The organism is Bradyrhizobium sp. (assembly GCF_035570375.1).
In the GTDB taxonomy this organism is placed as follows: domain Bacteria; phylum Pseudomonadota; class Alphaproteobacteria; order Rhizobiales; family Xanthobacteraceae; genus Bradyrhizobium.
Genome location: NZ_DATMLW010000009.1, coordinates 25797 through 51009, shown reverse-complemented (window position 1 = coordinate 51009; position 25213 = coordinate 25797). Strand labels below are relative to the sequence as shown.

Annotated in this window: 26 protein-coding genes and 1 pseudogene; 16 read left to right on the top strand and 11 right to left on the bottom strand. The window is 60.6% G+C overall.

All coding sequences use genetic code 11. The features are described from left to right. A pseudogene (locus VNX23_RS01210) lies at positions 1-248 on the bottom strand (PQQ-dependent dehydrogenase, methanol/ethanol family); the annotation flags it as partial. 628 nt (positions 249-876) lie between these two features. Between VNX23_RS01210 and VNX23_RS01205 the strand changes: the two are divergent. Then, positions 877-1857, top strand: a complete 981-nt coding sequence (locus tag VNX23_RS01205) for a helix-turn-helix domain-containing protein (RefSeq protein ID WP_325627137.1) — start codon at positions 877-879, stop codon at positions 1855-1857. An 80-nt stretch (positions 1858-1937) separates the two neighbouring features. Here VNX23_RS01205 and VNX23_RS01200 read toward each other — a convergent pair whose 3' ends face one another. After that, entirely contained in the window at positions 1938-2192 is a 255-nt protein-coding gene (locus VNX23_RS01200; RefSeq protein WP_325627135.1) for a PilZ domain-containing protein, read from the bottom strand. A 356-nt stretch (positions 2193-2548) separates the two neighbouring features. Here VNX23_RS01200 and VNX23_RS01195 point away from each other — a divergent pair, with 356 nt between their 5' ends. Continuing rightward, positions 2549-2986 (top strand): VOC family protein, encoded by a 438-nt coding sequence (locus VNX23_RS01195; protein ID WP_325627133.1) that lies wholly within the window; start codon positions 2549-2551, stop codon positions 2984-2986. Positions 2987-3255: 269 nt separating this feature from the next. Here the strand turns inward: VNX23_RS01195 and VNX23_RS01190 are convergent, their stop codons facing one another. Next, positions 3256-3990, bottom strand: coding sequence for a Spy/CpxP family protein refolding chaperone (locus VNX23_RS01190; RefSeq protein WP_325627131.1), 735 nt, complete (start codon positions 3988-3990; stop codon positions 3256-3258). A gap of 455 nt (positions 3991-4445) precedes the next feature. Between VNX23_RS01190 and VNX23_RS01185 the strand changes: the two genes are divergently transcribed. From VNX23_RS01185 to VNX23_RS01160, 6 genes are all read left to right on the top strand, one after another. Next, a complete protein-coding gene (locus VNX23_RS01185; RefSeq protein WP_325627129.1) occupies positions 4446-5786 on the top strand; it encodes an ABC transporter substrate-binding protein in 1341 nt (446 codons plus the stop codon). Between the two features lie 121 nt (positions 5787-5907). After that, entirely contained in the window at positions 5908-6846 is a 939-nt protein-coding gene (locus tag VNX23_RS01180; RefSeq protein ID WP_325627127.1) for a sugar ABC transporter permease, read from the top strand. Next, the gene (locus VNX23_RS01175) at positions 6846-7757 is read left to right on the top strand and encodes a carbohydrate ABC transporter permease (protein ID WP_325627126.1); all 912 of its coding nucleotides are present in this window, start codon (positions 6846-6848) and stop codon (positions 7755-7757) included. Before VNX23_RS01180 ends, VNX23_RS01175 begins: the two co-directional genes overlap by 1 nt. 5 nt (positions 7758-7762) lie before the next feature. Beyond that, positions 7763-8863, top strand: coding sequence for a sn-glycerol-3-phosphate ABC transporter ATP-binding protein UgpC (locus tag VNX23_RS01170; protein WP_325627125.1), 1101 nt, complete (start codon positions 7763-7765; stop codon positions 8861-8863). Positions 8864-8901: 38 nt separating this feature from the next. Then, positions 8902-9891 carry a hydroxyacid dehydrogenase gene (locus VNX23_RS01165; protein ID WP_325627123.1) on the top strand — a complete coding sequence of 330 codons (990 nt, stop codon included), beginning with the start codon at positions 8902-8904 and terminating at the stop codon, positions 9889-9891. 163 nt (positions 9892-10054) lie between these two features. Continuing rightward, positions 10055-10456 carry a hypothetical protein gene (locus tag VNX23_RS01160; RefSeq protein WP_325627121.1) on the top strand — a complete coding sequence of 134 codons (402 nt, stop codon included), beginning with the start codon at positions 10055-10057 and terminating at the stop codon, positions 10454-10456. A 34-nt stretch (positions 10457-10490) separates the two neighbouring features. On the opposite strand, the gene VNX23_RS01155 is transcribed toward VNX23_RS01160, so the two are convergent. Continuing rightward, entirely contained in the window at positions 10491-11003 is a 513-nt protein-coding gene (locus VNX23_RS01155) for a DUF1993 domain-containing protein (protein WP_325627119.1), read from the bottom strand. Positions 11004-11120: 117 nt separating this feature from the next. Here VNX23_RS01155 and VNX23_RS01150 point away from each other — a divergent pair, with 117 nt between their 5' ends. The 3 genes from VNX23_RS01150 to VNX23_RS01140 all read left to right on the top strand — a co-directional run bounded on the left by VNX23_RS01150 (position 11121) and on the right by VNX23_RS01140 (position 13412). Further along, complete coding sequence (locus VNX23_RS01150) at positions 11121-11897, top strand: transporter substrate-binding domain-containing protein (protein WP_325627117.1); 777 nt, start codon at positions 11121-11123, stop codon at positions 11895-11897. Positions 11898-12086: 189 nt separating this feature from the next. Beyond that, a complete protein-coding gene (locus VNX23_RS01145) occupies positions 12087-12920 on the top strand; it encodes a DUF2147 domain-containing protein (protein WP_325627115.1) in 834 nt (277 codons plus the stop codon). A gap of 132 nt (positions 12921-13052) precedes the next feature. Then, positions 13053-13412: a hypothetical protein gene (locus VNX23_RS01140; RefSeq protein ID WP_325627113.1), complete on the top strand. Its 360-nt coding sequence runs from the start codon at positions 13053-13055 to the stop codon at positions 13410-13412. A 174-nt stretch (positions 13413-13586) separates the two neighbouring features. Here the strand turns inward: VNX23_RS01140 and VNX23_RS01135 are convergent, their stop codons facing one another. Beyond that, positions 13587-13994: a (R)-mandelonitrile lyase gene (locus VNX23_RS01135; protein ID WP_325627111.1), complete on the bottom strand. Its 408-nt coding sequence runs from the start codon at positions 13992-13994 to the stop codon at positions 13587-13589. 40 nt (positions 13995-14034) lie between these two features. Next, positions 14035-14733 (bottom strand): ribonuclease activity regulator RraA, encoded by a 699-nt coding sequence (locus VNX23_RS01130; RefSeq protein WP_325627109.1) that lies wholly within the window; start codon positions 14731-14733, stop codon positions 14035-14037. Positions 14734-14977: 244 nt separating this feature from the next. On the opposite strand from VNX23_RS01130, the gene pxpB reads away from it, so the two are divergent. From pxpB to VNX23_RS01115, 3 genes are read left to right on the top strand one after another with little or no spacing between them, the layout of a single operon-like run. After that, a complete protein-coding gene (gene pxpB / locus VNX23_RS01125; protein ID WP_325627107.1) occupies positions 14978-15709 on the top strand; it encodes a 5-oxoprolinase subunit PxpB in 732 nt (243 codons plus the stop codon). After that, positions 15706-16755, top strand: coding sequence for a biotin-dependent carboxyltransferase family protein (locus tag VNX23_RS01120; protein WP_325627105.1), 1050 nt, complete (start codon positions 15706-15708; stop codon positions 16753-16755). The genes pxpB and VNX23_RS01120 overlap by 4 nt, the downstream gene beginning before the upstream one ends. Before the next feature lie 39 nt (positions 16756-16794). After that, the gene (locus VNX23_RS01115; protein WP_325627103.1) at positions 16795-17565 is read left to right on the top strand and encodes a 5-oxoprolinase subunit PxpA; all 771 of its coding nucleotides are present in this window, start codon (positions 16795-16797) and stop codon (positions 17563-17565) included. A gap of 6 nt (positions 17566-17571) precedes the next feature. Here VNX23_RS01115 and VNX23_RS01110 read toward each other — a convergent pair whose 3' ends face one another. The 5 genes from VNX23_RS01110 to VNX23_RS01090 form a co-directional block, all read right to left on the bottom strand. Continuing rightward, positions 17572-17724, bottom strand: coding sequence for a hypothetical protein (locus tag VNX23_RS01110; RefSeq protein WP_325627101.1), 153 nt, complete (start codon positions 17722-17724; stop codon positions 17572-17574). A 246-nt stretch (positions 17725-17970) separates the two neighbouring features. Further along, complete coding sequence (locus tag VNX23_RS01105; RefSeq protein WP_325627099.1) at positions 17971-19578, bottom strand: sulfite reductase subunit alpha; 1608 nt, start codon at positions 19576-19578, stop codon at positions 17971-17973. Continuing rightward, a complete protein-coding gene (locus tag VNX23_RS01100; RefSeq protein ID WP_325627097.1) occupies positions 19575-21362 on the bottom strand; it encodes a NirA family protein in 1788 nt (595 codons plus the stop codon). The genes VNX23_RS01105 and VNX23_RS01100 overlap by 4 nt, the downstream gene beginning before the upstream one ends. 344 nt (positions 21363-21706) lie before the next feature. Next, positions 21707-22876, bottom strand: coding sequence for a CmpA/NrtA family ABC transporter substrate-binding protein (locus VNX23_RS01095; protein WP_325627095.1), 1170 nt, complete (start codon positions 22874-22876; stop codon positions 21707-21709). Continuing rightward, on the bottom strand, positions 22873-23463 hold the full coding sequence (locus VNX23_RS01090) for an ANTAR domain-containing response regulator (protein ID WP_325627093.1): 591 nt from the start codon (positions 23461-23463) through the stop codon (positions 22873-22875). Before VNX23_RS01090 ends, VNX23_RS01095 begins: the two co-directional genes overlap by 4 nt. A 112-nt stretch (positions 23464-23575) precedes the next feature. On the opposite strand from VNX23_RS01090, the gene rimO reads away from it, so the two are divergent. Then, positions 23576-24901 (top strand): 30S ribosomal protein S12 methylthiotransferase RimO, encoded by a 1326-nt coding sequence (gene rimO / locus VNX23_RS01085; RefSeq protein ID WP_325627091.1) that lies wholly within the window; start codon positions 23576-23578, stop codon positions 24899-24901. Between the two features lie 10 nt (positions 24902-24911). Next, positions 24912-25145, top strand: a complete 234-nt coding sequence (locus tag VNX23_RS01080; RefSeq protein WP_325627089.1) for a hypothetical protein — start codon at positions 24912-24914, stop codon at positions 25143-25145. Positions 25146-25213: the final 68 nt, after the last annotated feature.

The following is a 25213-nucleotide window of genomic DNA, read 5'->3' as shown; positions in this document are numbered from 1 at the left end:
ATCAGCGGGCCGCCTTCATGGCCGCGCAGCACACCGGTGGAGAACGTCCAGGCCACCTGCAGCTTGCCGACATTGGCTGCCGTGATCTGATTGAGCTTCGAGTATCGTTGATTGGCGTAGTTGCCGGTCGGCATCACCCAGCCCTTCGGGTTATCCGACATCTTCAGCAGTTCCTCGTTGGCACTGGCGCTGCCTACGCCAAACGTCGTGGTCGCGGCAAGACAGGTTGCAACAAGCACCTTCCGCATGACGAAACCTCCCATGTTGTTTCTCGGTTGTTTCTCGGTTCTCTCTCGGTTCACCTACCGCTGGGCTTTGCCTCGTCCAGCGTCAACTCGTGCATCGAACTTACGATGTCGGCGGCTCGCACAGTCCCGGCGCCGACAAGCATGTCGACGAGAAGGCACCGCACTCCGATGGGTGCGAACGCCTGATCCGGTCAACATGAGATTGATTGAATGTGGACGAGCTATACCGATACCGTTGTGCGCGACGGTTTCTCCTCCCGGATGCGAGCAGCGTTCGTCGAAGGACGGTCCACTTGCCCTGTTTTGTTTTTCTATCCCGAATCCCTACTCCGTTTGATCGGAGGAAACTTGCCCAAGAGAGAAGCGAACTTGCTCGAAAGCGAAGCCGATGGAATTTTTTCGAATGCCCAGGCATTGTACTCCCGCCTGCATCAGCGTCCAAACATCGCCTCCTCGCCTGCCTCGAAGCTCTCGCTTGATCCAAACAGAGGAAGGTTTCTCTTGACGGCGTCGGAAGTTAGTCCGAGGATCACGCAGTGCGGCAACGATCGGAACCAAGCTAACTTCCGCCTCAAAGCGAGCAAACGCCCTGCCCGGCGCTAATCTCGATTCACCCAAGTGATTTGGTATGCCAGATTACGTGCATTCTCTCAGCACTTCAGGACTGACGCCTAAAAAGCAAATCCAGTGCTGGACCGATGCGCTGACGGAGCTTTGCGGCCAATTCGATGTCGACCCGCTCGATGCATCCTCGCTCGAGGGACGGGTTAACTATACCAATGTCTCACGGCTGAAGCTGTGCCAGATCGAAGTCAGCCAACACCGCATCGCTCATCCCCTTTCGCGTGCCAGCACAAGCGATCATCCCTTCGTCAAGATCTTGTTCCAGACGCATGGCGCTTCACATTTTGAGCAAAATGGCAGTCATTTTGACCTAATGCCCGGGGACTGCCTGGCTTATGACGTCTCCTGTCCCCATACCATCACCAGCCCCTCGTTGACGCGTCATGAGGTGGTTATCGTTCCGACCGACTTGCTGCAGGAGCGCGGCTTTCATCCGGCAAAGTTTCCTGCCTTCAAACTTTCGGCACGCAGCGGTACCGGGCGCATCGCGCATGACTTCATGCACGCCACATTTGGCGAGGCGACGAGATTATCGCCGCAAACCGCGCAGGGCGTCGCCGACACGCTGATTGATCTGTTGCTGTTGCCGCTTCGCGAAGCCGGTGCTTCATTCGATCGCAGCGGGCCGGTTGCGATCTGCGAGCGGGCCCAGGCCTTCATCCATGATCATCTGCGCGATCCCGATCTTTCCATCGATCAGATTTCCATGGCATTGGGGTGCACCAAGCGCTACCTGCACATGGTGTTCAGCGAGAGGGGTATCACGGTCAGCGATTACATCTGGCGGGCAAGATTGCTGAACTGCCGCCAGGAGCTGGAAACCCAGTGCCACAAGACGATCACGGATGTCGCTTTCTCCTGGGGCTTCTCCAGCTCCTCTCATTTCAGCCGCGTCTTCAGAAGGCATTTCGGTGTTGTGCCGTCATCCATTCACAAGGCACATCATCCCGCCCAGGACGACTCGGCGCAGCCTCCTCCCGCCTGAGAAAATAAGCCAACATACTGTTCGCCGACGTCGTCTGCGGGCCGCAAGCTTCTCTGGCGTCGCCTTCAATCAGACCAAGCTCAAGCCTGGGGCTCGCGAGCAAAAGCCACGCCGATCCGCTTCTTTTGGATCCATATCACCTTGCACTCGCGGACCGACGAGTCGCTTGCGATGACGAGACGAAAATGTCCCGGCACGAAGGAAGGGTTCTCCACGTCGATTGCAGCGCCCTCCGGCGAGATATTCCGCACCACGCAACTCATGACCGAGCCCGCCCACGAGATGTAGGCCGGTTCGTTGAGTTCGGTCCGCTGGTGTCTTCGTCGCTCTTCCATCGGCACTGATACGGGATCGTTCGTGAGGGAAGTAGACTAGCGCCAAACCTTAAATAAATTTGCCGCAGGCCTTTTCCTCGCGAAGGTATCAGAATTCGTAAACCACGTTTAGGCCCGTGCTCATGCCCCGGGGGGGACGGGTTTTCCCGGGAACGCACAATTTGCGGTGGTTGGCTGTTCTCGGGCTTCAGCGTGCCGAATTGAAAGGTTAGCCTGCGGTCATTGTCGGCGAGATGGCGCGAACGTCCGGCGAAAAAAATCAAAAGCGCCGTAGGGAAGCGCGATGTTCGAGATACTCGATCGACGGACCAGCCTGACCGCCAACCAGATCAGCCTCGCACCTGAGAACGTCGGGCATGGGGTCGCCCTACGGCTTTGGCGGGATCGGCAAGACCATCGGGCCGCTGGGCCTCGCGCTGATCGTTGGATCGAGCAATTATCTCAAGCCTGACGTGCCTTTACCGCAAATCCCTCTTGCTTTCCTTTATCTGGGCTGCTGGTTCCTGATGGCCGGAACGGTATATTATTTCTTCGGCATCAAGACCCGGTCTCTGATGGGCACGTGCAAGCCGCGAGAGGGCATCGTGGTACGTGGGACAGAGAAGAAATATGAGGACACCGGCCGGCTTGACCTTATCGCCTTTGCCGCAACCGACGTCGAGGGCATGCGCCAACGTTTGCAGTCGAGGGGCGTCAAATTTCGCGAAAGTATCGTTCCGCGGACCGGCGATACGCAGTTCTTTCTCTACGATCCCGACGGTGTTTGCGTAGAGTTGAATTTCCCCAAGAGCTGAATTTCTTGGCCACGATCCCGGTCGGCCACGCCGCCACGATGCATTGCGCGCACTGCGCAAGGCAGATCGCGACAAGGTCATGACGCGGCCATATCTCGGGCGCGAAGCGGTCAGCTTTTCTTCAATTTTGCATGACGATTTGAAGGGCCGCACCGCTGCGGCAGGATAGCCGGGTGACTCGCCTTCCACCTACCCCAGGGCTTGTTCGCCCGGCTATTCGGCGCTCGAACTGACCGACGATTGGCCAAGTTCCAGCCTGAGATAGGGTGCTAGTCAAGCCCGCGTTCGTGGCTCAAGCGGACCATTTCCTCGATAAAGACCGCTTTTTGCTTGTCGTCGAGGCTCATGAAGAGCGGCTCGGCGGCATCGGCAACGCTGCGTTGGTCCACCGCGCGATCGTTGAGGAACTGGGCTTCGTTCCGCATCTGCTCAACGATGTCGTCCGGCGGGTCGCGCTTGGCACGCGCGATCCGCAGATTGAGGCGCTCCGCCCCATTGTGGCCGAGATAGTGCATCGCACTGTTGAATGCGCCCCAATGCTTCTCCTGCTCCGCCGTCAGCTTCAATTCAGCCTTGATCCGATCGATATTGGCGTCGCTGTTCGTGACGATCTGTTCGGCCGTCAGCTGGGGTTCGCCCGGCTGGGTCAGAACCTCCATCGACTTTGTCGACGCGGCTTTGGCGACTTTCTTGCCGGCCTTGCCTGGGGCGGTTTGGGTCTGTTTGGCGTTGTTGGCACCGGCGTTGTTCGCCGGCGCCGCGCTGCCCTCGCCGCCGACGCCGAGCACACCATTGAATACACCAACCACTCCACCAATGGCGCCCCCCAAGACACCGCCGACCGGACCCGCCGCCTTGTTGCCTGCCTCTGCTCCCTGTTGCACGCCCTTGACCAGACCTTGCGCGAACCCCGCCTGGGGCGTGCCAAGAAGCATCGCGACGACTGCCCCACAGGCAAACCACCATCTCGGTTGCATGCGCGCGGCCTGAGTCGGGCTGATCATTATTTGGGCTCCATCCGATTTCGACAGGTCGCTGGCGGCTTTGAATCACGCGTCCCAATGCTGACATTAACGTTTGAGCGCGGAGCAAGTCTACCGCCACGCCCCCGCGTCCAGAAATCGCAGGGCTTTTTCAGTGACGCTCTTCTTTGAACCCTCGGAAAGTGGAACCCGGTGGCTGCGGCGGTCCGGACGACCTTTGCTCCCGGGTCGCCCCAATGTGCAGCGCAAAATAGCTCAGGGCCGTGCATGCGGGGTCGCGGCATCTTCAAAATCGCGTCTGACGCAACGATAGTTCTAGAGTACAACCGAGCTGATTTCTCGACACCGGCCGTCAATTCTGCTCTGATCTTTTCCATCAAATCTTCGCGCCGACATGCGGATGCTGGTGGTTAACACTTGTTCTGTCGGTCAGAACGAAGTCCAAAAATTAAAGCAGCACATCTGGAGGGAATGCTATGTCAGGAAGAAAGCTGTCTCGACGGCAATTCGTAGCCGCTACTGCATTGTCGTCCGCAGCGCTGATCTCTGCGCCTTATCTTCGAACGGCGCATGCGGCCGGCAAGCTTACAATGGGTTTCTGGGATCACTGGGTCCCCGGCGCCAACAAGGCCTCCACGGAGCTTGTAAATGAATGGGCCGAGAAGGAGAAGGTCGAGGTCCAGATCGACTATATCACCAGCCAGGGCAACAAGCTGCTGCTGACCGCCACCGCGGAGGCTCAGGCGAAATCCGGGCACGACATTCTGGCGCAGCAGGCCTGGTTGCCGCACGCCAATGCCGACCTGCTTGAGCCGATGAACGACATTTTGGGGCCGATCATCAAAGAGAACGGCGAGGTGAACGGCACTGTCAAATATCTCGGCCAGGCTGACGGCAAATGGCTCGGCGTTCCCGCCTGCATCGGCAGCCAGATCAAGGGCCCCTGCTCCCGCATCGACCTGATGAAGAAATACGCCAATATCGACGTCCAGGAGTTATATCCGGCCGGCAGCCCGCCCAAGGCCGAGAACTGGACGCTCGACACCTTCCTGAAAGCGGCCGAAGCTTGCCACAAGGGTGGCTTCCCATTCGGCATCGGTCTTGGCGAAACGACCGACAGCGTGGACACCGCCGGCGCGATCTTCCAGTCCTTCGGCGCCGAGCTGGTGGATGCCAAGGGCAACCTCACCGTCAAGACCGATGCGGTGCGCCAGGCGCTGGAATACTACAAGAAACTGATCGCGTTCCTGCCGCCGGACGTTGCAGCCTGGGACGACGCCTCCAACAACAAGTGGCTGATCTCCGGCAAGGGTGCGCTCATCATGAACCCGCCGAGCGCCTGGGCGGTGGCCAAGCGCGACGCGCCGCAAGTCGCCGAGCAGTGCTGGACCCACGGCTTCCCATCGGGGCCGAAGGGCCGGTTTGCGCCCTATCTGCCCTTCTTCTGGAACGTCTGGGCCTTCTCGAAGAACAAGGAGGCAGCCAAGAGCCTGCTTGTGCACCTGTCGAAGCCGTCTTCGATCGAAAAGCTCGTCGCGGCAAGCGGCGGCTATGACCTGCCGGCGTACGAGAAGCTCACCACCTTCAAGACCTGGGCGGAGGAAGGGCCGCCGAAGGGCACCCTCTACCACTACCCCAATCCCTACAACCACCAGAAGCTATCGATTGCCGCCTCGCCGGCGCCGCCCAAGATCGCCCAGCAGATCTACGCACAGGCAACGCTGACCAAGATGTGCCTGCGTCACCATCAGGGCGAGCCGATGGAAAAGACCCTCGCCTGGGCGGAAGGCGAGTGCGAAGGCTTCATGCGAAGCTGACTTTGAGACCCGTCGCGGTCCGCCTCGTGGCGGCCGCGGCGCCGTTGCAGTTACGACTCGCCTGATCAGGCGCTCGGATAGCCTGCCGGTAACGAACGCTCTCTTCTGAGGAAGATGCACCATGGCCGATGTCGCAATCCCGCAGGGCAAGGTTTTAAGCAAGCGACGCGAAAGCAAGCGTTCCAGCCTGAGAAACGCGCTGCGGCACAAATCGACCGTTGCCTTTCTGATGGCGCTGCCGCTGATCCTGCTGATCGCGGTACTGGTCATTTATCCTGCGCTTTATGCGATCCATCTGGCGACGCTGAACAAGGCGATGACGAAATTCGTCGGGTTCGGCAATTTCGAATTTCTGTTCCGGCGCGAAACCTTCTGGCTGGTGGTGAAGCAGTCCTGCATCTTCGCGATCACCGCCGTCATCTTCAAGGCGCTGATCGGCTTCATCGTTGCGCATTTTGCGCACAACGTTCCTCCCAAGGGTCAACGCAAGTGGCGCGGTATGCTTCTGGTTCCGTGGGTCATCCCTCCCGCGATGAGCACGTTGGCCTGGCTTTGGCTGTTCGACCCCTCTTACAGCGCGTTCAACTATACGCTGTCTTTCTTCGGAATTGGGCCCATTCCATGGACCGGAGATGCCTTGTGGGCGCGCTTCTCCGTCATTCTGGTCAACGTGTGGTACGGCGCGCCGTTCTTCATGATCATGTATCTGGCGGCGCTGAAATCGGTGCCAGACCAGCTTTATGAAGCCGCGGCGATCGATGGCGCCAACTGGTGGCAGCGCATCTGGTATGTCACCCTGCCAATGATGCGCAACATCATCGCAATCACGACGCTGTTTTCGCTGATCGTGACCTTTGCGAATTTCGACATCGTTCGCATTCTCACTTCCGGCGGTCCGCTGGACCATACCCACATATTCGCGACCTGGGCGTTCCGGGTCGGCATCGAAGGCAGTGATATTCCGCTTGGCGCCAGCGTCTCGCTGTTCATGGCGCCGATCCTCGCGGTCGCGGCAATATTCATCCTCCGTGATATCTCAAAGCGCGGCAACGAAGCCTGATGAGCACGCTCGCAATCGACAAGGCCGGCCCGAGGCGCAACGTCAAATACGGCAGTATGAGCCGCGACCGCGCCTGGGCGCTGCGCTGGTCGTATTTCTTTCTCACGCTGTTTGCGATCTTCGCGCTGGTGCCGCCGATCTATATGCTGATTACGTCGCTGAAGAGCAGTGCAGAGATCTCGGCGGCGACCAATCCCTGGTGGGTGTTTCACCCGACGCTCTCGAACTACATCGAATTGCTGTCATCGAGCCAGTTCCTGAGATTTTTCTTCAATTCGGCGATTGTCTCGGTCGTCGTGGTGATCATCACCATGCTGATCAGCGTGCCGGCGGCGTTTGCCCTGGCGCGGATGAAGTTCTGGGGCTCGGCGACGCTCGCGGCCGGCGTGTTCCTGACCTATCTCATTCCCGACACCCTGCTGTTCCTGCCGCTGTTCAAGATGTTTGCGGCGTTCGGGGATCTGACGGGAATTCAGCTGATCAATCGCTGGTACGTGCTGCTGATCGTTTACCCGACGCTCACCGTTCCCTTCTGCACCTGGATCATGATCGGTTATTTCGCGTCGATCCCGAAGGAGCTGGATGAGGCAGCCATCATCGATGGTGCCTCCTGGTTTCAGACGCTGACCCGTATCTTTATTCCCGTCGCTCTTCCCGGCCTGATCGCCGCGACGATCTTCGCCTTCACGGTCTCGTGGGCGCAATTTTTGTATCCGCTGGTTTTCACCACATCAACCGATCAACTGGTGCTGCCGGTCGGCATCATCACCACCCTGATCAAAGGAGACGTGTTCAACTGGGGACAGATCATGACCGGCGCGTTGCTCGGTGCAGCACCGCCGCTGATCATCTACGCCTTCCTGATGGACTACTACATTGCCGGTCTTACCGCGGGTGCCACAAAGGGTTGAACGAAATGGCTGAAGTTGCGTTGCGCAAGGTCGTCAAGCGCTACGATGATGTCGAGGCGGTGCGTGGCATCGATCTTGACATCGCCGACAAGGAATTCGTGGTATTGGTCGGGCCCTCGGGCTGCGGCAAGTCGACGACGCTGCGCATGATCGCAGGGCTGGAGGATATCACCGACGGCGACATCATGATTGGCGGTGACATCGTCAACGATGTGCCGCCGAAAGACCGCGACATCGCGATGGTATTCCAGAATTACGCGCTTTACCCCCACATGACGGTGGCGGAGAACATGTCGTTCGGCTTGCGGCTGAAGCGCTATCCAAAGGCCGAGATCAAGGCACGGATCGATGAAGCCGCGCGAATGCTTGACATAGCCGAACTCATCGATCGAAAACCCAAGCAATTATCGGGTGGCCAGCGCCAGCGCGTGGCAATGGGACGGGCGATTGTCCGCAACCCGAAGGTTTTCCTGTTTGACGAGCCTCTCTCCAATCTCGATGCCAAACTGCGCGTGCAGATGCGGATCGAGATCAAGAAAGTGCACCAGAAGGTGCGAACCACGACCGTTTATGTAACCCATGACCAGGTCGAAGCGATGACCCTTGCCGACCGGGTCGTGGTGATGAACAAAGGTCGCATCGAACAGATCGGCACCCCCAACGACCTTTACCACAAGCCGGCCACGCGTTTTGTCGCAGCGTTCATCGGCTCGCCTGCCATGAATTTCCTGCCCTGCAGGCTTGAAGAGGTCGCGGGCAGGCTCCACGTCCGGCTGACTGATCGACTTGTGTTTCCGTTGCCTCCCGTCCGGGCGGCGCGTTATCAGAATGTGACGCGAAGCGAAAAACTTCTGCTTGGCCTGCGGCCCGAGCACGTCACCGAGGCGCACGCCCACCGGCAAGAAGGAGTCGAAGCCTTCGACGCCGTGCTCGACGTGACCGAGCCGATGGGCATGGAGACGTTGATTTATTTTGCGCTCGAAGGCAGACAAGTCTGCGGGCGGGTCAATCCCAATGCCGGCGCGCGCGATGGCGGGGCGCTCCGCCTGGCAATGGACCTCAACAACATGCACCTGCTAAATGAGGTCACCGGCGCCGTCATCTGACGGCTGGCGAGGCCGGCGGACTGGGCAGGGAAGCAGGAATGACTGCCAATAAGAAGAAAATCTTCATTACTCAAACGATGTCACCTTCGGGACGCGCCTTGCTGACGGAGCGCGACGACATCGAACTCGTCGAATTTCCAAATATGATCTCGGCGAGCGATTTCGAGTCGCTGCTGAAGGAGCACGCGCCGGTTCATGGCGTTGCGCTCGGCGCCACCCGCTTCGGAGAGGCGGAGCTTGAGGCGGCCGGGGACATGAAAGTGGTGACCCGGATCGGGGTCGGCTACGACGCCGTCGATGTCGCAGCGCTCAGCCGCCGCAAGGTTCCGCTGATGGTCGTAGGCATCGCCAATTCACCATCCGTCGCCGAGCACGCCCTGTTCATGATGTTGATGCTTGCCAAGCGCGCCAATGAGATGCACGCGCTCGTCAGGGAGGGCAAATGGGCTGCGCGTCTTGGCAAGCTGCCTTACGATCTGTTCGGCAAGACGCTCCTCATTGTCGGCTTTGGACGCATCGGTACCCGAACCGCCAGGCGCTGTCTCGCCATGGAGATGAATGTCCTCGTCTACGATCCCTACAAGTCGACCGAGGAGATCAAAGCTGCGGGTTGCGAGGCCGTAAGCGATCTCGATGCGGCGCTGCCGCGGGCCGATTTTGTCAGCCTTCACTGTCCGAAGACGCCGGAAACGGTCGGGATGTTCAACGCGGCTCGATTGAGGCGGATGAAGCCATCCAGCTATCTGATCAACACAGCACGAGGCGGCATCATCGATGAGGCAGCGCTTTACGATGCACTTTCGTCCGGCAAGCTTGCCGGCGCGGGGCTCGATGTCTTCCAGCAGGAGCCGCCGGCGGTACCCTATCCGTTGTCCGAACTTCCCAATGTCGTCGTCGCGCCGCATGTCGCAGGCGTTACCTGGGAAGCCGTCGATCGGATGAGCGAACAGACCGCGCGGAATATCCTGAGCGTTCTTGATGGCGGTCCGATCCGTCAGAACGTGATCAACCAGGACGTGCTTGGTTAATTGCAGAAAGCTGACGGGTTTGGCGGCCGGCCCGGGAAGAAGAAGATACCGCCGATTCAGCATGATGAGACAAAACTCAGCTGCATTCGCCGCCGAGGAAGTATAAGCCGGAAGGAAGCATGCCCAGCTCCCGCATCGAATCCTGGCAGCGGAGATTGAAGCATTGAGCCAGAGCGACCCGACCGATCATGCGCTCGCGACCATCGCCAGCATTCTCGACCAGGTGGCTTCGCCTCGCGAGCCTGGCGGGATGGCGGCTGAACAAGAACCCGATGTCGCCGCGCAAGTCGAGGCCGACGGCTATTCGAAGACGGGTCCCGGTCCGATGGAAGCTCTTCGCTTCAAATGGACCGTTCGCCGGCAGGCCGAGGACCAGTACTTCGTGGACGAGACCTTCGGCGATAGTTCCCGCCCCATCAGCCGCGGACCGATGTCGGCGGACGCCGCAATCCGGTTCGTCGACGATCAGGCAAGCGAGGCGCGACAGCGATTCGAAGCGTTGAGGAACGAGATGGCCGGACGGGCCGCTGCAGCGGAAATTCTGCGCGGCAAAGACGACGTCTGAGGCCGCCGAACTTTTTGAAGCCCGGTCCGATCTTTTATCCTTTTGGCTGAACCGGCTTTCCCAGAAAATCCTTCTTGGCGAGTTCGACGCCGCAATGGCGCAGGATGTCATAGGCCGTCGTGACGTGGAAAAAGAATTGCGGCACGCTGAAGGTCAACAGCAACGATCGACCGGTAAATTGTCGTGTCGAACCGTTCCGGAACGTGAAGACTACCTGCTTTTCTTCGGTGCCGTCGATTTGCGAGGGTTTTATGCTTGCCACGAAATCCTTCGCAGCCGCAATGCGTGCCTTGAGCTCGGGAATGACGGGTGCTGCTTCCGGAAAAATCGGCGGATCGATGTCGGCGAGCAGAGCGCAGGCGAGCACAGCATGCCTGATGCTCTCGCCGACCTGGCGCGTCAGATTGTACATGTTGGGGTAAAGGCGCGCGTTGAGCAGAATCGAGGGATCGATGTTGCGCTTCTCGGCGTGAGCGGCCGCATGATCGAGCAGATCGGAAAGGCTTTCCAGGAAGTGATAGAAAACCTCGACGGATGCCTGATGCATTGAGATAGTCACGTTATGATCCCCTATATTGCGATCCAAATCCAAATACACGGGATTTGATTGCAAATCCAAGGGTTCACACGTTGCGGCAGTCGGGCTGAAGCTGGAGGAAGTTTTATGCCCCGCGTTTTCCTTTGCCTTGCAGTCGTATTTCTCCTCATCGCGTCCGCGGTGCAAGCACAAGAGGCCTCGCGGCTCGAGACGATCATCCAACGCGGGACGTTGCGCGTCGGCATGACCGGCGACTACTTGCCATTCACCTATTTCGACAAGGCCGCATCGACGTTCAGGGGGTTCGACGTCGATGTCGCCGAAGCTCTGGGCAAGGCGCTCGGGGTCAAGGTCGAGTATGTTCGCACCGCCTGGCCGCAATTGTCGGCAGATTTCGAGGCCGACCGCTTCGACATGGCGATGGGAGGAATCTCGATCACGCCCGAGCGGGAAGCCAGGGGATTGTTCTCAAGGCCGATCATGCAGGAAGGCAAGACGCCAATCGCACGCTGCGCGGACAAGGGCAAATACCAAACGCTTGCGGATATCGACCAACCGGGCACCCGTGTCATCGTCAATCCCGGTGGAACCAACGAGCGATTTGTCCACGCCAATATCAGGAACGCCGAGGTCAGGATCCATGCTGACAACCTCACCATCTTCGACCAGATCGTCAGCGGCAATGCGGACCTGATGATGACGGATTCATCGGAAACGATGTATCAGCAAAAGCTTCACCCCGGGGTGCTTTGCGCGATCCATCCGGACAAGCCGTTCGACCACGCCGAGAAAGCGTACTGGCTGCAGCGTGACCCCGATCTGAAGGCGTTCGTCGACCGATGGATCGAGAAGGCCGGCGAAGACGGCAGTTTCAAGAAGATTCATTCTGCGTGGTTTGAATAGATTGGTGCCCGACAGATGCCTTGGGTTTGCCGTCATTTCTTCGCGCAATCATGAACTGCTTGGCGGACGCGCAGGTTGAACCACAATAACCGGTTTGCGACTTATAGGATGAAAGTGATGTAAATCACTTTCGAGCGTCGGCGCGAGGCGCAAGATCAAGTGAATTTTTGTCTTGCCCAGGAGGTGAGCATGAAACGGCTTTTTGCGATAGCCGCATTTCTGATGGCGAGCTCAGCAGCGCAGGCTCAATACACGTTCGAGTACGGCGGAAAGACCATTCGCATCGATCCGGATCGCGGAACCGTCTCGATCCCCGGCGTCTTTGACAATACCGGGCGACGAAACAAGCGCGCGCGAACCGGTCAGGACAGCTCACGAAAGCAGACGCCCGAGCAGGCAAAGTCCGAACCGCAAGCGCCCGCCGTAGCGCCAGGACCCATTCCTGCGCCGGCTCCTGCGCCATCAACAGCACCGGTGACAGCCGAGCCAGCGGCAGTAGCGCCGGCGCCCGCCAAGGCTCCGCCTGACTCTGCGCCTGCCACGGCCAACGTCGTGCCCCCCGATACGTCCCCGCCGGCTCAATCCTCCGCCGCTACCCCCGCGCCTCCGATTCAACAGAACAATCCACCCGCAGCCACGGCTGCGCCGCCGGTGGTTGCGACAGCACCCGGATCGCCGCCGGCGACCGCTGCTGCGCCAACACCTGTAGCCGCACCGAAACCGAATTCACCGCTTGGCCTCTGGTTGACCGAAGAAAAGGAAGGCAAGGTCAGGATCGAGCAGTGCGGCGCCAACCTTTGCGGATATTCGGTGGACCCGAAGTCGAACGAGAACGGCGAGCAGGTTCTCATCAACATGAGGCCCGGCAAGGATTCCAAATGGAGCGGGCGCATCGTCGATCCGAACACGGGCAGCACATATGACTCCACGATTGCCCTGAAGGGGCCGGACACGTTGCGGGTGCAGGGCTGCGCCTTTGGAGGCATGTTCTGTGGCGGCCAGACCTGGAGCCGGCTGAATTGACGGGCCGCTAGTGAGGGCCCGCGACCTTCAATTCGAACGGCCGCCGCTACCTGCCGCCGGTGTGACACCCATCACAGTGCCCAGGCAGTTCCCCGTGCGACGTTGATCGCACCTGAACCAAGGGGAATTGTCATGGGGTCCTTTCGCAAAGCAGTCGTCATCACTCGCCTTCTCTTGCTCGCCGGAATATCGGCTGCCACGCCCGCCTCGGCGGCGACGTTCGATGGTGCCTGGACTGTTCAGATCGCCTCGTCGAACGGGGCTTGTCCGAGCGGAGCGACCCTTTCGATCGGAATCAGCAATGGTCAGGTTGCTTCCAGCAACGGCTCGTTCAGCGCATCGGGCCATGTAGCCGAGGCCGGCAACATCAGCGTGACCCTGAATGACGGCGTGAAGCGGGCCGTTGGTTTTGGCCGCCTCACCGGCACGTCGGGATCGGGCACCTGGCGCGGCGCGATGTGCTCGGGTACGTGGACGGCGCAACGGATCTAGTGTGGCGGATTTGACGTTCCTATCAGTCTCGCCGCCAGTGCGTTACAGGAACGTCAAATCCAAAGCCCCACCAGAATCATAGAGTTGCTAGTGTCCCTTTGGTTCCGACATTCATAAAAGTGCGTGCGGCAAAGTTATACGAAGGCCGGAAGCACTCGCGCTGACCTGCCCCTTTCAACCACCGAGCTTTGCGGAGTATTCCTGGTCGGTGACCGGCTCCATCCAGGTCACGTAATTGCCGTCCAGCGATTCCTGGATCGCGACATGAGTCATGCCGTTGGTCGGAGAAGCGCCGTGCCAATGTCTTTCGCCCGGCGGAATCCACACGACGTCGCCGGGCCGGATCTCGCGTACCGGGCCGCCCTCCGCCTGCACGCGGCCCGCCCCGGAGACGACATAGAGCGTCTGACCGAGCGGATGGGTGTGCCAATTGGTGCGCGCGCCCGGCTCGAATGACACGCGGTTGGAGACCACTCGCGCCGGCGCCGGCGTCGCCACGATCGGATCCTGCCAGACGGTCCCCGTGAAATACTGCGTGGGCGCGCGCCGCGTCGGTCGCGAGCCGGCGAGATGGATCTCCATGGATCTCCTCCTCTCGGTTAGGTGCTTTGGCGCGGCCCGATCATTTTTTCGATGCCGCGTAGCGCGCTTTCGTCTCCGCATTCATCGGATAGAGGCCCGGCAACGCCGCGCCGTTATTGACCTCCTCGACGATCCAGCCTTCCATCCGCTCCTGTTCGCGGCCTTCGGCCAGAACGTGATCGAGAAACGCCTTGGGAATGACGACGGCACCGTCCTGATCCGCCACCACGACGTCGTCAGGGAAGATGGCCACGCCGCCGCAACCGATCGGTTCGCCCCAGCCGACGAAGGTCAATCCGGCAACCGAAGGCGGCGCGGCATAACCATCACACCATACGGGAAGGCCGGTGCCGAGAACGCCCTCGATGTCGCGCACCACGCCATCGGTGACGAGCGCCGAAACCCCGCGCTTGACCATGCGGGCGCACAAAATGTCTCCGAAAATCCCGGCGTCTGTGATGCCCATGGCGTCGACCACGGCGATGCAACCCTCGGGCATCGCTTCGATCGCGGTTCGGGTCGAAATCGGCGACGACCACGATTCAGGTGTAGCCAGGTCTTCGCGGGCAGGCACGAAACGCAGCGTAAAGGCTGGTCCGACCAGCCGCTTCTGGCCCGGCCGCAAAGGACGCGTCCCTCGCATCCAGACATTGCGCAGGCCCTTTTTGAGGAGAACCGTGGTGATGGTGGCGGTGGAAACGCCTGAAAGCGTCGCGATCGCTTCGGGGGTCAGGGACATCTGGGAGAGCAACTCCGGTGCGGATGGTTTGGCCGCGCATCTTGCGGGGCGGGCGCATCGCGTCAAGGGCTGTCGGCAAGGCTTGTGCGATGGAATGAATCGCAATCAGGCATGATCAGCTCAATTTATCAGGAAGGTTTGCATTAGTTTATTGAGACGACAGGCTTATTTTGCGCCAGGCCGAATTCCACTTTGCTTCAAAACGCGCTAAATCCGAACACCGACCGACGAGCAAGTTGAGGCCATGGCCGCGCCACTCTCCCCGCCCCGCCTTCTGCCAGGTGGTGACAGCGCCATCACGGTGGAATTTTCCCGCCATATCGACGATGCCGCCAACCGGCGGGTGCTGGCGCTCGACCGCGAGCTTGCGCGAGAGCCGATCGCCGGGGTGACCGAGACGGTGCCCACCTATCGGTCGCTTTTGGTTCATTACGATCCGACGCAGATCGACTTCGAAGCATTGGGCAGAAAACTGGCTGAACTTGCGCTCGCGCCGGTTCCCCCGACCGAGAATGCGCGACGATGGCGCATACCGGTTGCCTATGGCGGGGAACACGGCATCGACCTGGAAGATGTCGCCAAAACACTCGGCACCACGCCCGATGACATCGTCGCGCGGCACATTGCCAGCGAGTATCGCGTCGCCATGATCGGCTTCACGCCGGGTTGGTCCTATCTGAGCGGTCTGCATGAAAAGTTGCAGATGCCAAGGCGGCAAAACCCGCGCCTGCTGACGCCGGCGGGCACGATTTCAATCGGCGGCGTGCAGACGGGGATACAATGTCTCGCCGGCCCGAGCGGTTGGCACCTCTTGGGTCGCACCCCCGTCAGAACCTACCAGTTGCACCGCGATCCGATCTTCCTGCTGGAGCCCGGCGATCGCGTGATGTTTTACGTGGTCGATGCCAAGACATTCGTTGAGCAGGATCGTGCCGCAGAACACGGCGAACTCGTCGCGGAATTGATGGCTGCATGAGCAAGCTCGTTGTTTCATCGATCGGTCCCGCGAGTTCCGTGCAGGATGGCGGACGTTTCGGCGCCCAGCGTTACGGCCTGCCGCCGAGCGGCGCGATGGATCGGCTGGGACTTGCCGCCGCGAATTGCCTTGTGGGTAACGCGCTGATCGATGCCGCGATCGAAATCGGCCCGTTCGGCGCTTTGTTCACGGCGCGCGAAGGCGCTGTTCGGCTCGCCCTCTCCGCCGCGCCGCGCAGCGCCGATATTGCGGGACGCGCCGTTGCGTGGAATTCCTCGGTGACGCTCGCCGAAGGCGAGACCTTGAAACTCGGAATGGCACGCGGGTCTTTCAGCTATCTCGCGATCGAAGGCGGAATTGCGGGGGAAGCCATGTTCGGAAGCCTTGCGGTGAATGCGCGGGCCGGGCTTGGAAGCCCCTACCCTCGTCCGTTGCAGGCGGGCGACGAATTGAATGTAGCCGCCGCAAGCGGCAACGCCGAATGCCGGATCGATCTTCCTGACGAGGTCGCAGGTCCGATCCGCGTGGTGTTGGGCCCGCAGGATGACGAATTCGGCGACGGCATCGATGTCCTTCTGAACAGCGAATGGAAGGTCTCGGCGACCAGCGACCGCATGGGCTATCGGCTGGAGGGACCTGTGATCCAACACCTGCACGGCCACAACATCGTCTCCGACGGAACCGTCAACGGCAGCATCCAGGTGCCGGGCAATGGCCAGCCGATCGTCCTGATGCCGGATCGCGGTACGACCGGCGGCTACCCCAAAATAGCAACCGTGATATCGGCCGATCTTGGCCGCTTCGCCCAGACCCCGGCCGGGACCAACTTTCGATTCAGGGCGATCGGCATGGCTGAGGCGCAAGCGGAGGCGCGCAACTTCGCTCAACTGCTGCGAGGCCTGCGCGATCGCCTGCGCGGAATCGAGAGCTTTGATCTCAACATCGAGGCGCTGCAGGATGCTAACGTAGCGGGCGCCGCCGTGAATGCAGTTGACGCCGGGACGTGGCAGATTTCATCGCCGGACGGCGCGTTGACGCGGGAATAAGCCAGGCTGGTGCCGTCCATAGGGAAAATGGAAAACAAAATGAAAACAGTCGACCTGAATTGTGATCTCGGTGAATCCTTTGGCGCGTGGGAGATGGGCAATGATGCCGCCATGATCGAACTCGCCACCTCGGTCAACGTCGCCTGCGGCTTTCACGGCGGCGACTACAACACCATGCGCAAGACCGTGGAGCTTGCGAAAGCGCGCGGGGTGAGCGTCGGCGCGCATCCCGGCTACCGGGACATTCATGGTTTCGGCCGCCGCCCGTTCTACGGCATGAGCGCTTCCGAAATCGAAAACCTGGTCGCCTACCAGATCGGTGCCTTGCAGGCGATCGCCACCATGGCCGGCTACCAGGTGACCCACGTTAAGGCCCACGGCGCGCTCTCCAACGTCGCCTGCGAGGAGGAAACGACCGCGCGAGCGATCGCTTCGGCGATCAAGGCGGTCGATCCCAATCTCGTCTTCGTTGTTCTCGCCAACTCCAGGCTGGTGCAGGCCGGGGAAGCCGCCAATTTGCCGATGGTGCATGAGGTGTTCGCCGATCGCGCCTATGAAGACGACGGCATGCTGATGTCGCGCCGCAAGCCGGGATCGGTTCTGCATGATCCGAAGCAGATTGCCGAGCGCGTGGTTCGGATGGTGCAGGACGGCGCCGTGATTGCCGCCAGCGGCAAAGTGATCAAGATGCGCACCGACACCGTCTGCATTCACGGCGACACGCCGGGCGCTGTCGACATCGCTCGCGGTGTACGCAAGTCCCTGAAAGACGCCGGCATCGATGTCGCGCCGTTCAGGAAGGCAAGCTAGCCAGGTCTAGAACGGGTGCACCGAAAGCGAGCCGAAGATAACGGCCGCGATAAGGACGAGCGCGCCGTAAAGCGCCGCGGCATGAATTCCCGCTCCGGTTTTCCGCGACAGGGAACGCGCATAAAGGTGGAGCCGGGCTTCCGCCGAGAGTTCGCGCATGGACGTTCTCCAACGGGTGGTCGGGCTCCGACATTCGCTCTCTTGTTTCAGCGAGCGCTCCCGCGAATATCAGATCCACCCCAATGGGACATGCCGACTAATGGAATATCGGCGGCGGGTGGATTCAAGGCGCAGAGGAAAATAGCGATGCCAGCCTCTGTACAAGGCCGAATGCAGGTGAAAATTCTTTGGTGGAGATTCGAGGAAGAATTTTATTCGTAACGCAGCGGGAACCGGTTCCGTCGCTCAATAAACGTCCTGCTGGAACCGCCCCTTCTTCTTGAGTTCCCCGACAAAAATTACCGCTTCATCGGTCGAACGCGCACCATGTTGCGCGACGATATCGACCAGCGCGCGTTCGACGTCTTTGGCCATCCGCTTGGCGTCGCCGCAGATATAGACATGGGCGCCCTCGGCAAGCCATGACCATAGCTCGCGACCGACTTCGCGCATGCGGTCCTGAACGTAGAACTTCTTGTCGCCGTCGCGTGACCAGGCCAGCGACAGGCGCGTCAGAAGTCCGGCCGTTTTCATCGCGTTCAGTTCCTCGCCGTAAAAGAAATCGCACCCGCTGCGCTGGTGGCCGAAGAACAGCCAGTTCTTGCCGGTGGCGCCTGTGGCCTTTCGGTCGAGCAGAAAGGCGCGGAACGGCGCTACCCCGGTGCCGGGCCCGATCATGATGATCGGCACCTTAGGATCCTGCGGCAGTGCGAAGCCGTGCGCCTTCTGAACATAGACTTTCACTTGTTCGCCCGGCTGGATGCGCTCGGCGAGAAATGTCGAAGCCAGGCCCAGCCGCTTGCGTTTGCCGATCACGTAGCGCACGCAGTCCACGGTCAGCGACAATTTTCCAGGAGTTGCGTTGTGCGATGAGGAGATCGAATAGAGTCGCGGCTGCAGCGGCTCGAGCGCTTCGACGAAGGCTTCCGGATGCGGGCGGACGCCTGAGAATTTCTGCAGGGCCGCCATCACATCGAGCGTCGCAGCGTCCCCGTCGGGATTGTCTCCTTGCGCAAGGGCTCGCGCCTTCTCGCGCTGCGCGCCGCCGGTGATGAAGGAAATCAGCTCGAACAGCGAATCCGGCGCGGGCGAGAGCGAAACCTCGTCGGCCAGGACTTCGCGAAGCGTCCTGCCTCTCACCCTGGTGGTGTGGGATGCCCCGAGCAGCGCGATGATCTGGTCGACATGACCGAGCTCGTTGCGCGCGAAAATGCCAAAGGAATCGCCGACGACATAATCGAGGCCGCTGCCGGCAAGATCAAAATCGATGTGCCAGGTTTCCTTTTCCGATCCCGCCTTGTTGAGCAGACGCCGCGACACCAATGTCGCAGCCGCCGGATTGTCGCGCGACCGACCGGGCTCGGCGAGCTGCGCGGCGGCAACGTTCGCAGCTGGCGCCGCCGCCGGGCTTGATGCCGCGCCAGGCGATTTTTCCAGCTCTTCATGCAGCGTTTTCAGCATCCGGGCGGTTTCCTTGCCGCCGGGGACGCACAAATTGAGACGCGCTTCGGCCTTGCTTGCGATCGCCTCAGAGTAGTCGTGGCAATTATAGCCGCATTGGCCGCAATCCTGTTGCGCCATCGCGGCCATCATCCGCTGGCGCAACGGACGTCCCTGTGCAAGCTTCATCCGCTCGGCGATCGGCAGGGTCTGGTCGTGCCAGGGCGCCTCACCGTCGTCGGCGTCGCCCGCGGGCGACGGCACCAGGGCAGCGCCCTGCTCGGGGCTCAGCGGCGTTGGCGCATCGCTCAAGAGGCCAGCGAAAAAGCCGTTCAGCCATGAGCGCTGCGCCTCGGAAAAAGGCGCGCTTGGCGGAATAATTTCGATCTTCGGCGGAGGAGTGATCTGGTTCATTTCAAAGTATCTGCATCAGCGAGCCTGCGCAGCGTCTCGCCGTCATGGCGGCGCGCGAAGGTGAGAAAGGTTTCATCTTTGGAAATGCGGTGCGCGAGATAGGCATTGAGCAATTTCTCAACCGTCTTCGGGGCATCCTCCGCCTTGAGGTCGCGATAGACCTCCTGCCCGAGATCGGCATCGGGCCCGAATCCGCCGCCGGCGAACAGGTGATAGCCCTCCACCGTGTCATCGCCCGCGCCGACGGGCACCTTGGCGGCGATCAGGCCGATATCGCTGATGTAGTGCTGGGCGCAGGAGTGATGACAGCCAGTCAGGTGAATGTTCAGCGGCGTGTCGATCTCGACGCGCCCGTCGCACCAGTCGCCGATCGCAGCCGCATGACGCTTGGTGTCGGAGGCGGCGAACTTGCAGCCGGCATTGCCCGTGCACGCGATCAATCCGGCGCGGATTTGCGACGCCTTGACCGCAAGACCTGTTTTCTCGATCGCCGCAACCGCAACGCCCAGGCTCTCGTCGCGTACCCCGGAGATCAACAGGTTCTGCCAGACTGTCAGGCGAATATCGCCGTCGCCGAGATCGCGGGCGATTTTGGCAAGCGCGCGCATCTGCTCGCAGGTCGCCTTGCCGAGCGGCAATGAAACGCCGATCCAGCTCAAACCCTCCTGCTTTTGCCGGCGCACGCCGATATGGGCCATCCGGTCAAACGCAGGCCGCCTCCCCAATGCTTCCGCGGGCACGCGGGTCAGGGCGTGGCCAAGCTTCTCTTCGACGAGTGCGAGGAATTTTTCCATTCCCATTCTGTCGATGACATATTTGAGGCGGGCCTTGAGGCGGTTGGTGCGATCGCCGGTGTCAATGAATGCCCGCACGATCGCATCCGCAACCCTGGTTGCGTCGGCAGGCCTGACGATAATGCCGGTTTCCCTGGCAAAATCCTTGTGGCCGGTGATGCCGCCGATCCCGAGACGAAACCACACGCCGGGCTCGACGGAAAAACCGTCCCTCACTTCGACGGCGGCGAAAGCGATGTCATTGGTGTCTTCGAGCACCGCGATTTGACCCGCGCCATCGAACGCCACGTTGAATTTGCGCGGCAAGCCGTAGAGCGAGCGGTCGTTGAGAATGTGGTAGTGCCATTCACGGGCGTATTCGCGGGTGTCGATCAATTCCTGCGGATCGATTCCGGCCGTCGGGGTGCCGGTGACGTTGCGGATATTGTCGGCCCCCGATCCGCGCGAGCAAAGGCCGAGTTCCTGAATGCCTTCGATCAACGCAATCGCATGTTTGGGCGGAATTTCCCGCACCTGCAGATTGGCACGGGTGGTGACGTGGCAATACGGGCCGCAGAACTTCTCGGCGAGATCCGCCACCCCCGAAAGCTGCCAGTGCTTGAGCACCCCGTTCGGGATTCGCAAACGGCACATGTAAGAGTCTTGCGCCGGCGCGACATAAAACAGGCCATAATAGCGCCAGCGGAAATTGTCTGCTGGTGACGGCGACGAATTGGTCAACGCCTGTTGCTTGAGGCGCGGATAGGCGTCGAACGGATGCTCTTCCCGCTTGAACTTCTCCTGATCCGCCAATTTTTTACCCGAGGCGAGAACCTTGTCCTGTGCCTTGAGGTGTGCGGCATCCGGCCCAACCGGTTCGGTGTTCGCTTTGACGGTCACCCCGCCGCCGAAGCCGCGCCCGACCCTGCTGATCTGCAGGCCGGTCGCAAAACCTTCGAGATAGCGTTTCTGCTCGTCGGTAAAGTCGACTGAGAGGGGATCGATCTTCATGCGCGTGGCGAAACTCCTCGCGGCCCCGTGGCCTCTTTCGGAAATGCGAAAATCTGACCGCGCGGGAAATGGGGTTAGACGTGCGAACGTCGGCCTTCATTTCCGGATGCGGTCCGACCAGCCTCGTTGCTGCGGAAATCCATCCTGGACCTATGCCAGCGGGCATCTGCGACGGCTGGCTGCACCGCAACATTCAAGTTGCGTGCCATCCGCGCTGGCAGGAATTGTATTTATATTACAATTGCTTATGCCGCATAAATGGAACCGCCAAGCACCCAGCGGCATCGAATTTCGGGCAGTGTGCCGAAAAATTAGACCGCTATCAATTGCTGCCTAATTTTACGTCAGCGGGGCTTTTGGCGGCCAATCGGGAAGGATGCGAGGTAGCGAGCGACGTTTTCGGGATCGAAGGCTGGCCCGGCGAAGGCGCCGACGGAATCGGAAGCGCGAATAGGCTTTGCCGCCGACCCCAAAGCCTGATCGTAAAGATCGGGCCTGAACACCGCGTGCGCGGTTTGAAGCGCATCATGGCTCATCTCGGCCTGCCCCCAGCATACCATCTGAGCGTAAAGCCATGCGGCCTGGACCGGATCCGGTCGGGGAGCCTCTTGTCTTCCAATGAGCAGATAGCGGCGGCTTTCGCGCACCGTCCCCTCGGCTGAAATCTTCAGGCGGCCTTCCAGCGTCCGCAAAATCAGGTCGGGATCGACCCCGACATACTCCGCGCGCGCGAGAATGCGCGCGACCTCGATCCGGTTTTGCGGCTCCTCGACGAATTCGGCCGCTCGCTGTGCCGCCCGCACCAGCGCGGCGACGATGTGCGGATTTTTCGCGCACCAGCCCTCCCTGACCGCCAGCACCTTTTCCGCCGCCCGTTGCAAAATGTCCGAGCCGAAATGCAGTATCCGACCGACGCCGCGGTCCACAGCGATCGAGTTCCAGGGAGCGCCTACGCAGAATCCATCGACCTGCCCCCCGGCAATGCTCTCCACCATGAAGGGGGGCGGCAGCACGACGAGACGGACGTCCTCGTCCGGGTCCACGCCGCCGGCCGCCATCCAGAACCGCAACTGGTAGTTATGGGTCGAAAACGGAAAGGTCATGCCGAAGGTCAACGGCTCGGCTCCGTCCTTGCGACGGCTTGCGACAACGCGCGACAGGGTGGTCGCGGTCGCCATCGGGTCGAAGGGATCACCGTCGATTTCCGCCATGATGGCGGCGTGAAGCGCCGATGATACCGTGATCGCGTTGCCATTGAGGCCGAGATTGAACGGCGCCACGATCGGCACCTTGATATGTCCGAGCCCGAGGCTCGAGGCAATTGCGACCGGCGCGAGCAGATGGGCGGCGTCGAACAGGCCGATATTGAGTTTGTCGCGGACATTCGACCACGACACTTCGCGTACCAGGGTGACATCCAGCCCTTCGGCTGCGGTAAAACCCTTGTCGACGGCGACGAGAAGGGCGCCGGCGTCGATCAGTGGAATGAATCCGATCTGGAGCGTTTCCTTCATTTCAAGAGCTCCGATGCCGTCAGGATCGATTGCGCGATCTCGCCGATTTTCTTCTTCTCGCGCATCGCGGTCGATCGAAGCAGGACATAGGCCTCCTCTTCGGTGAGGCCCTTGAGCTTCATCAGAATGCCCTTGGCGCGATCGATGACCTTGCGCTCTTCCAGCGCGGATTTGGTGCGATCGAGCTCGTCCTGCAGCCTGGAAAAAGCGTTGAAGCGCGAGATGCAGAGATCAAGGATCGGCTTGAGCCGCTCTTTCTTCAGGCCGTCGACGATATAGGCGGAGACGCCGGCATCGACGGAAGCCTGGATCGAGGCGGTATCGCTCTGGTCGACGAACATCGCAATCGGCCGCCGCACCGCGCGGCTTACCTGGAACATCTGTTCGAGAATATCCCGGCTGGGATTTTCCAGATCGATGACGATGACGTCGGGATCGAGCGCGTAGATGCGGCTCAGCAAGCTCTGCATTTCGCCGATGCGCACGACCTCGGTATAGCCCGCCTCCCGCAATCCCTCTTCCAGAATTGCGGCACGGATCGGGCTTTCGTCGACAATCGCGATCCTAGGAGACGACTCGGCGCCCATCGCTCACTCGCATTCCGGCAAAAGCCTTGATAGCACGCAAGAGGCCCGCGCAAAGCCTTGTAATTGTGCGCAATCGGGATTAGTTCCTGCCCAATAATCGGACAAATTGGTGATGCAAAAGGCGGCTCCGCCCAAAGTCAGCTTTGTTTCACTCGGATGCCCCAAGGCTCTTGTGGATTCCGAGCGCATCATCACGCGCCTGCGCGCCGAAGGATATGAGCTGGCGCGCAAGCATGACGGCGCCGATCTCGTCATCGTCAACACCTGCGGCTTTCTCGACAGCGCCAAGCGGGAATCGCTTGGCGCGATCGGGCAGGCGATGGCGGAGAATGGCAGGGTCATTGTCACTGGCTGCATGGGTGCGGAACCCGAACAGATCGAGGTTGCCTACCCCGGCGTATTGTCGATCACAGGACCGCAGCAATATGAGAGCGTGCTCGATGCCGTGCATCGCGCGCTCCCTCCCCTCCACAATCCGCACATCGACCTTGTTCCGCCGCAAGGCATCAAGCTGACGCCGCGGCATTACGCGTACCTGAAGATTTCCGAAGGCTGCAACAACCGCTGCAGCTTTTGCATCATCCCGAAGCTGCGCGGCGATCTGGTGTCGCGGCCGGCTAATGACGTGCTGCGCGAGGCAGAAAAGCTGGTGTCTGCCGGCGTCAAGGAATTGCTGGTGATTTCCCAGGACACCTCGGCCTATGGCGTGGACCTGAAGTATGCGCCAAGCCCGTGGAAGGACCGCGAAGTCCGCGCAAGATTTCTTGATCTTGCCCAGGCGCTCGGCGAGTTCGGCGTCTGGGTCCGCCTGCAGTACGTCTACCCCTACCCGCATGTCGACGAAGTCATCGGCCTGATGCGTGAGGGCAAGGTGCTACCCTACCTCGACATTCCTTTCCAGCATGCCAGTGCCGAGATCCTCAAGGCCATGAAGCGTCCGGCCGCTCAGGAGAAGACACTGGCGCGGATTTCGAAGTGGCGCGAGGAATGTCCCGAGCTGACGCTGCGTTCAACCTTCATCGTGGGTTTCCCCGGCGAAAAGGATTCCGACTTTGCCTCCCTGCTTGACTGGCTCGAGGAAGCCGAGATCGATCGCGTCGGCTGCTTCAAATATGAGCCGGTCGCGGGTGCCGCCTCCAACGCGCTTGGCGGCGCGGTGGCTGAAGAGGTCAAGCAGGAACGCTGGAACGCGCTGATGGCGCGGCAACAGAAGATATCCGCCCGCCGGCTGAAGCGAAAAGTCGGCACGCGCCAGCAAGTCATCGTCGACGAGGTCGGGCCGACCGTTATCAAGGGGCGCTCAAAAGCCGATGCGCCCGAGATCGACGGTGCGGTTTATCTGTCGAGCCGGCGGCCGCTGCGCGTCGGCGAAATTGTCACCGCGAAAATCGAGCGATCGGACGAATACGATCTGCACGGCAGCGTCTCGGGATTTTAGAGGGAGCCAAATGCCACAACCGCTGAAGATCAAGATCTTCATGGATGCGGACCCAGGCAGGGTCGAAGAGCAGATCAACGCCTTCATCGCGTCCGCAAGCTCGATAACGATTATCAAAACTGAAACGGTGATTGCGGCGGTAGCCGAGAAGCCGAACGAAGGGACGCGTCCGTGTATCGTGGTGACCATCTGGTACGAGCCGCCGGCGTCGGACCGCGAGCGGCCCGGCTTTCGGGTTGGCTAAAGCACGATCCGACGAACGCGAAGGCGTTTGCGCGGAAATGACGCTTAAGGAGAACCTCCTTGACATTG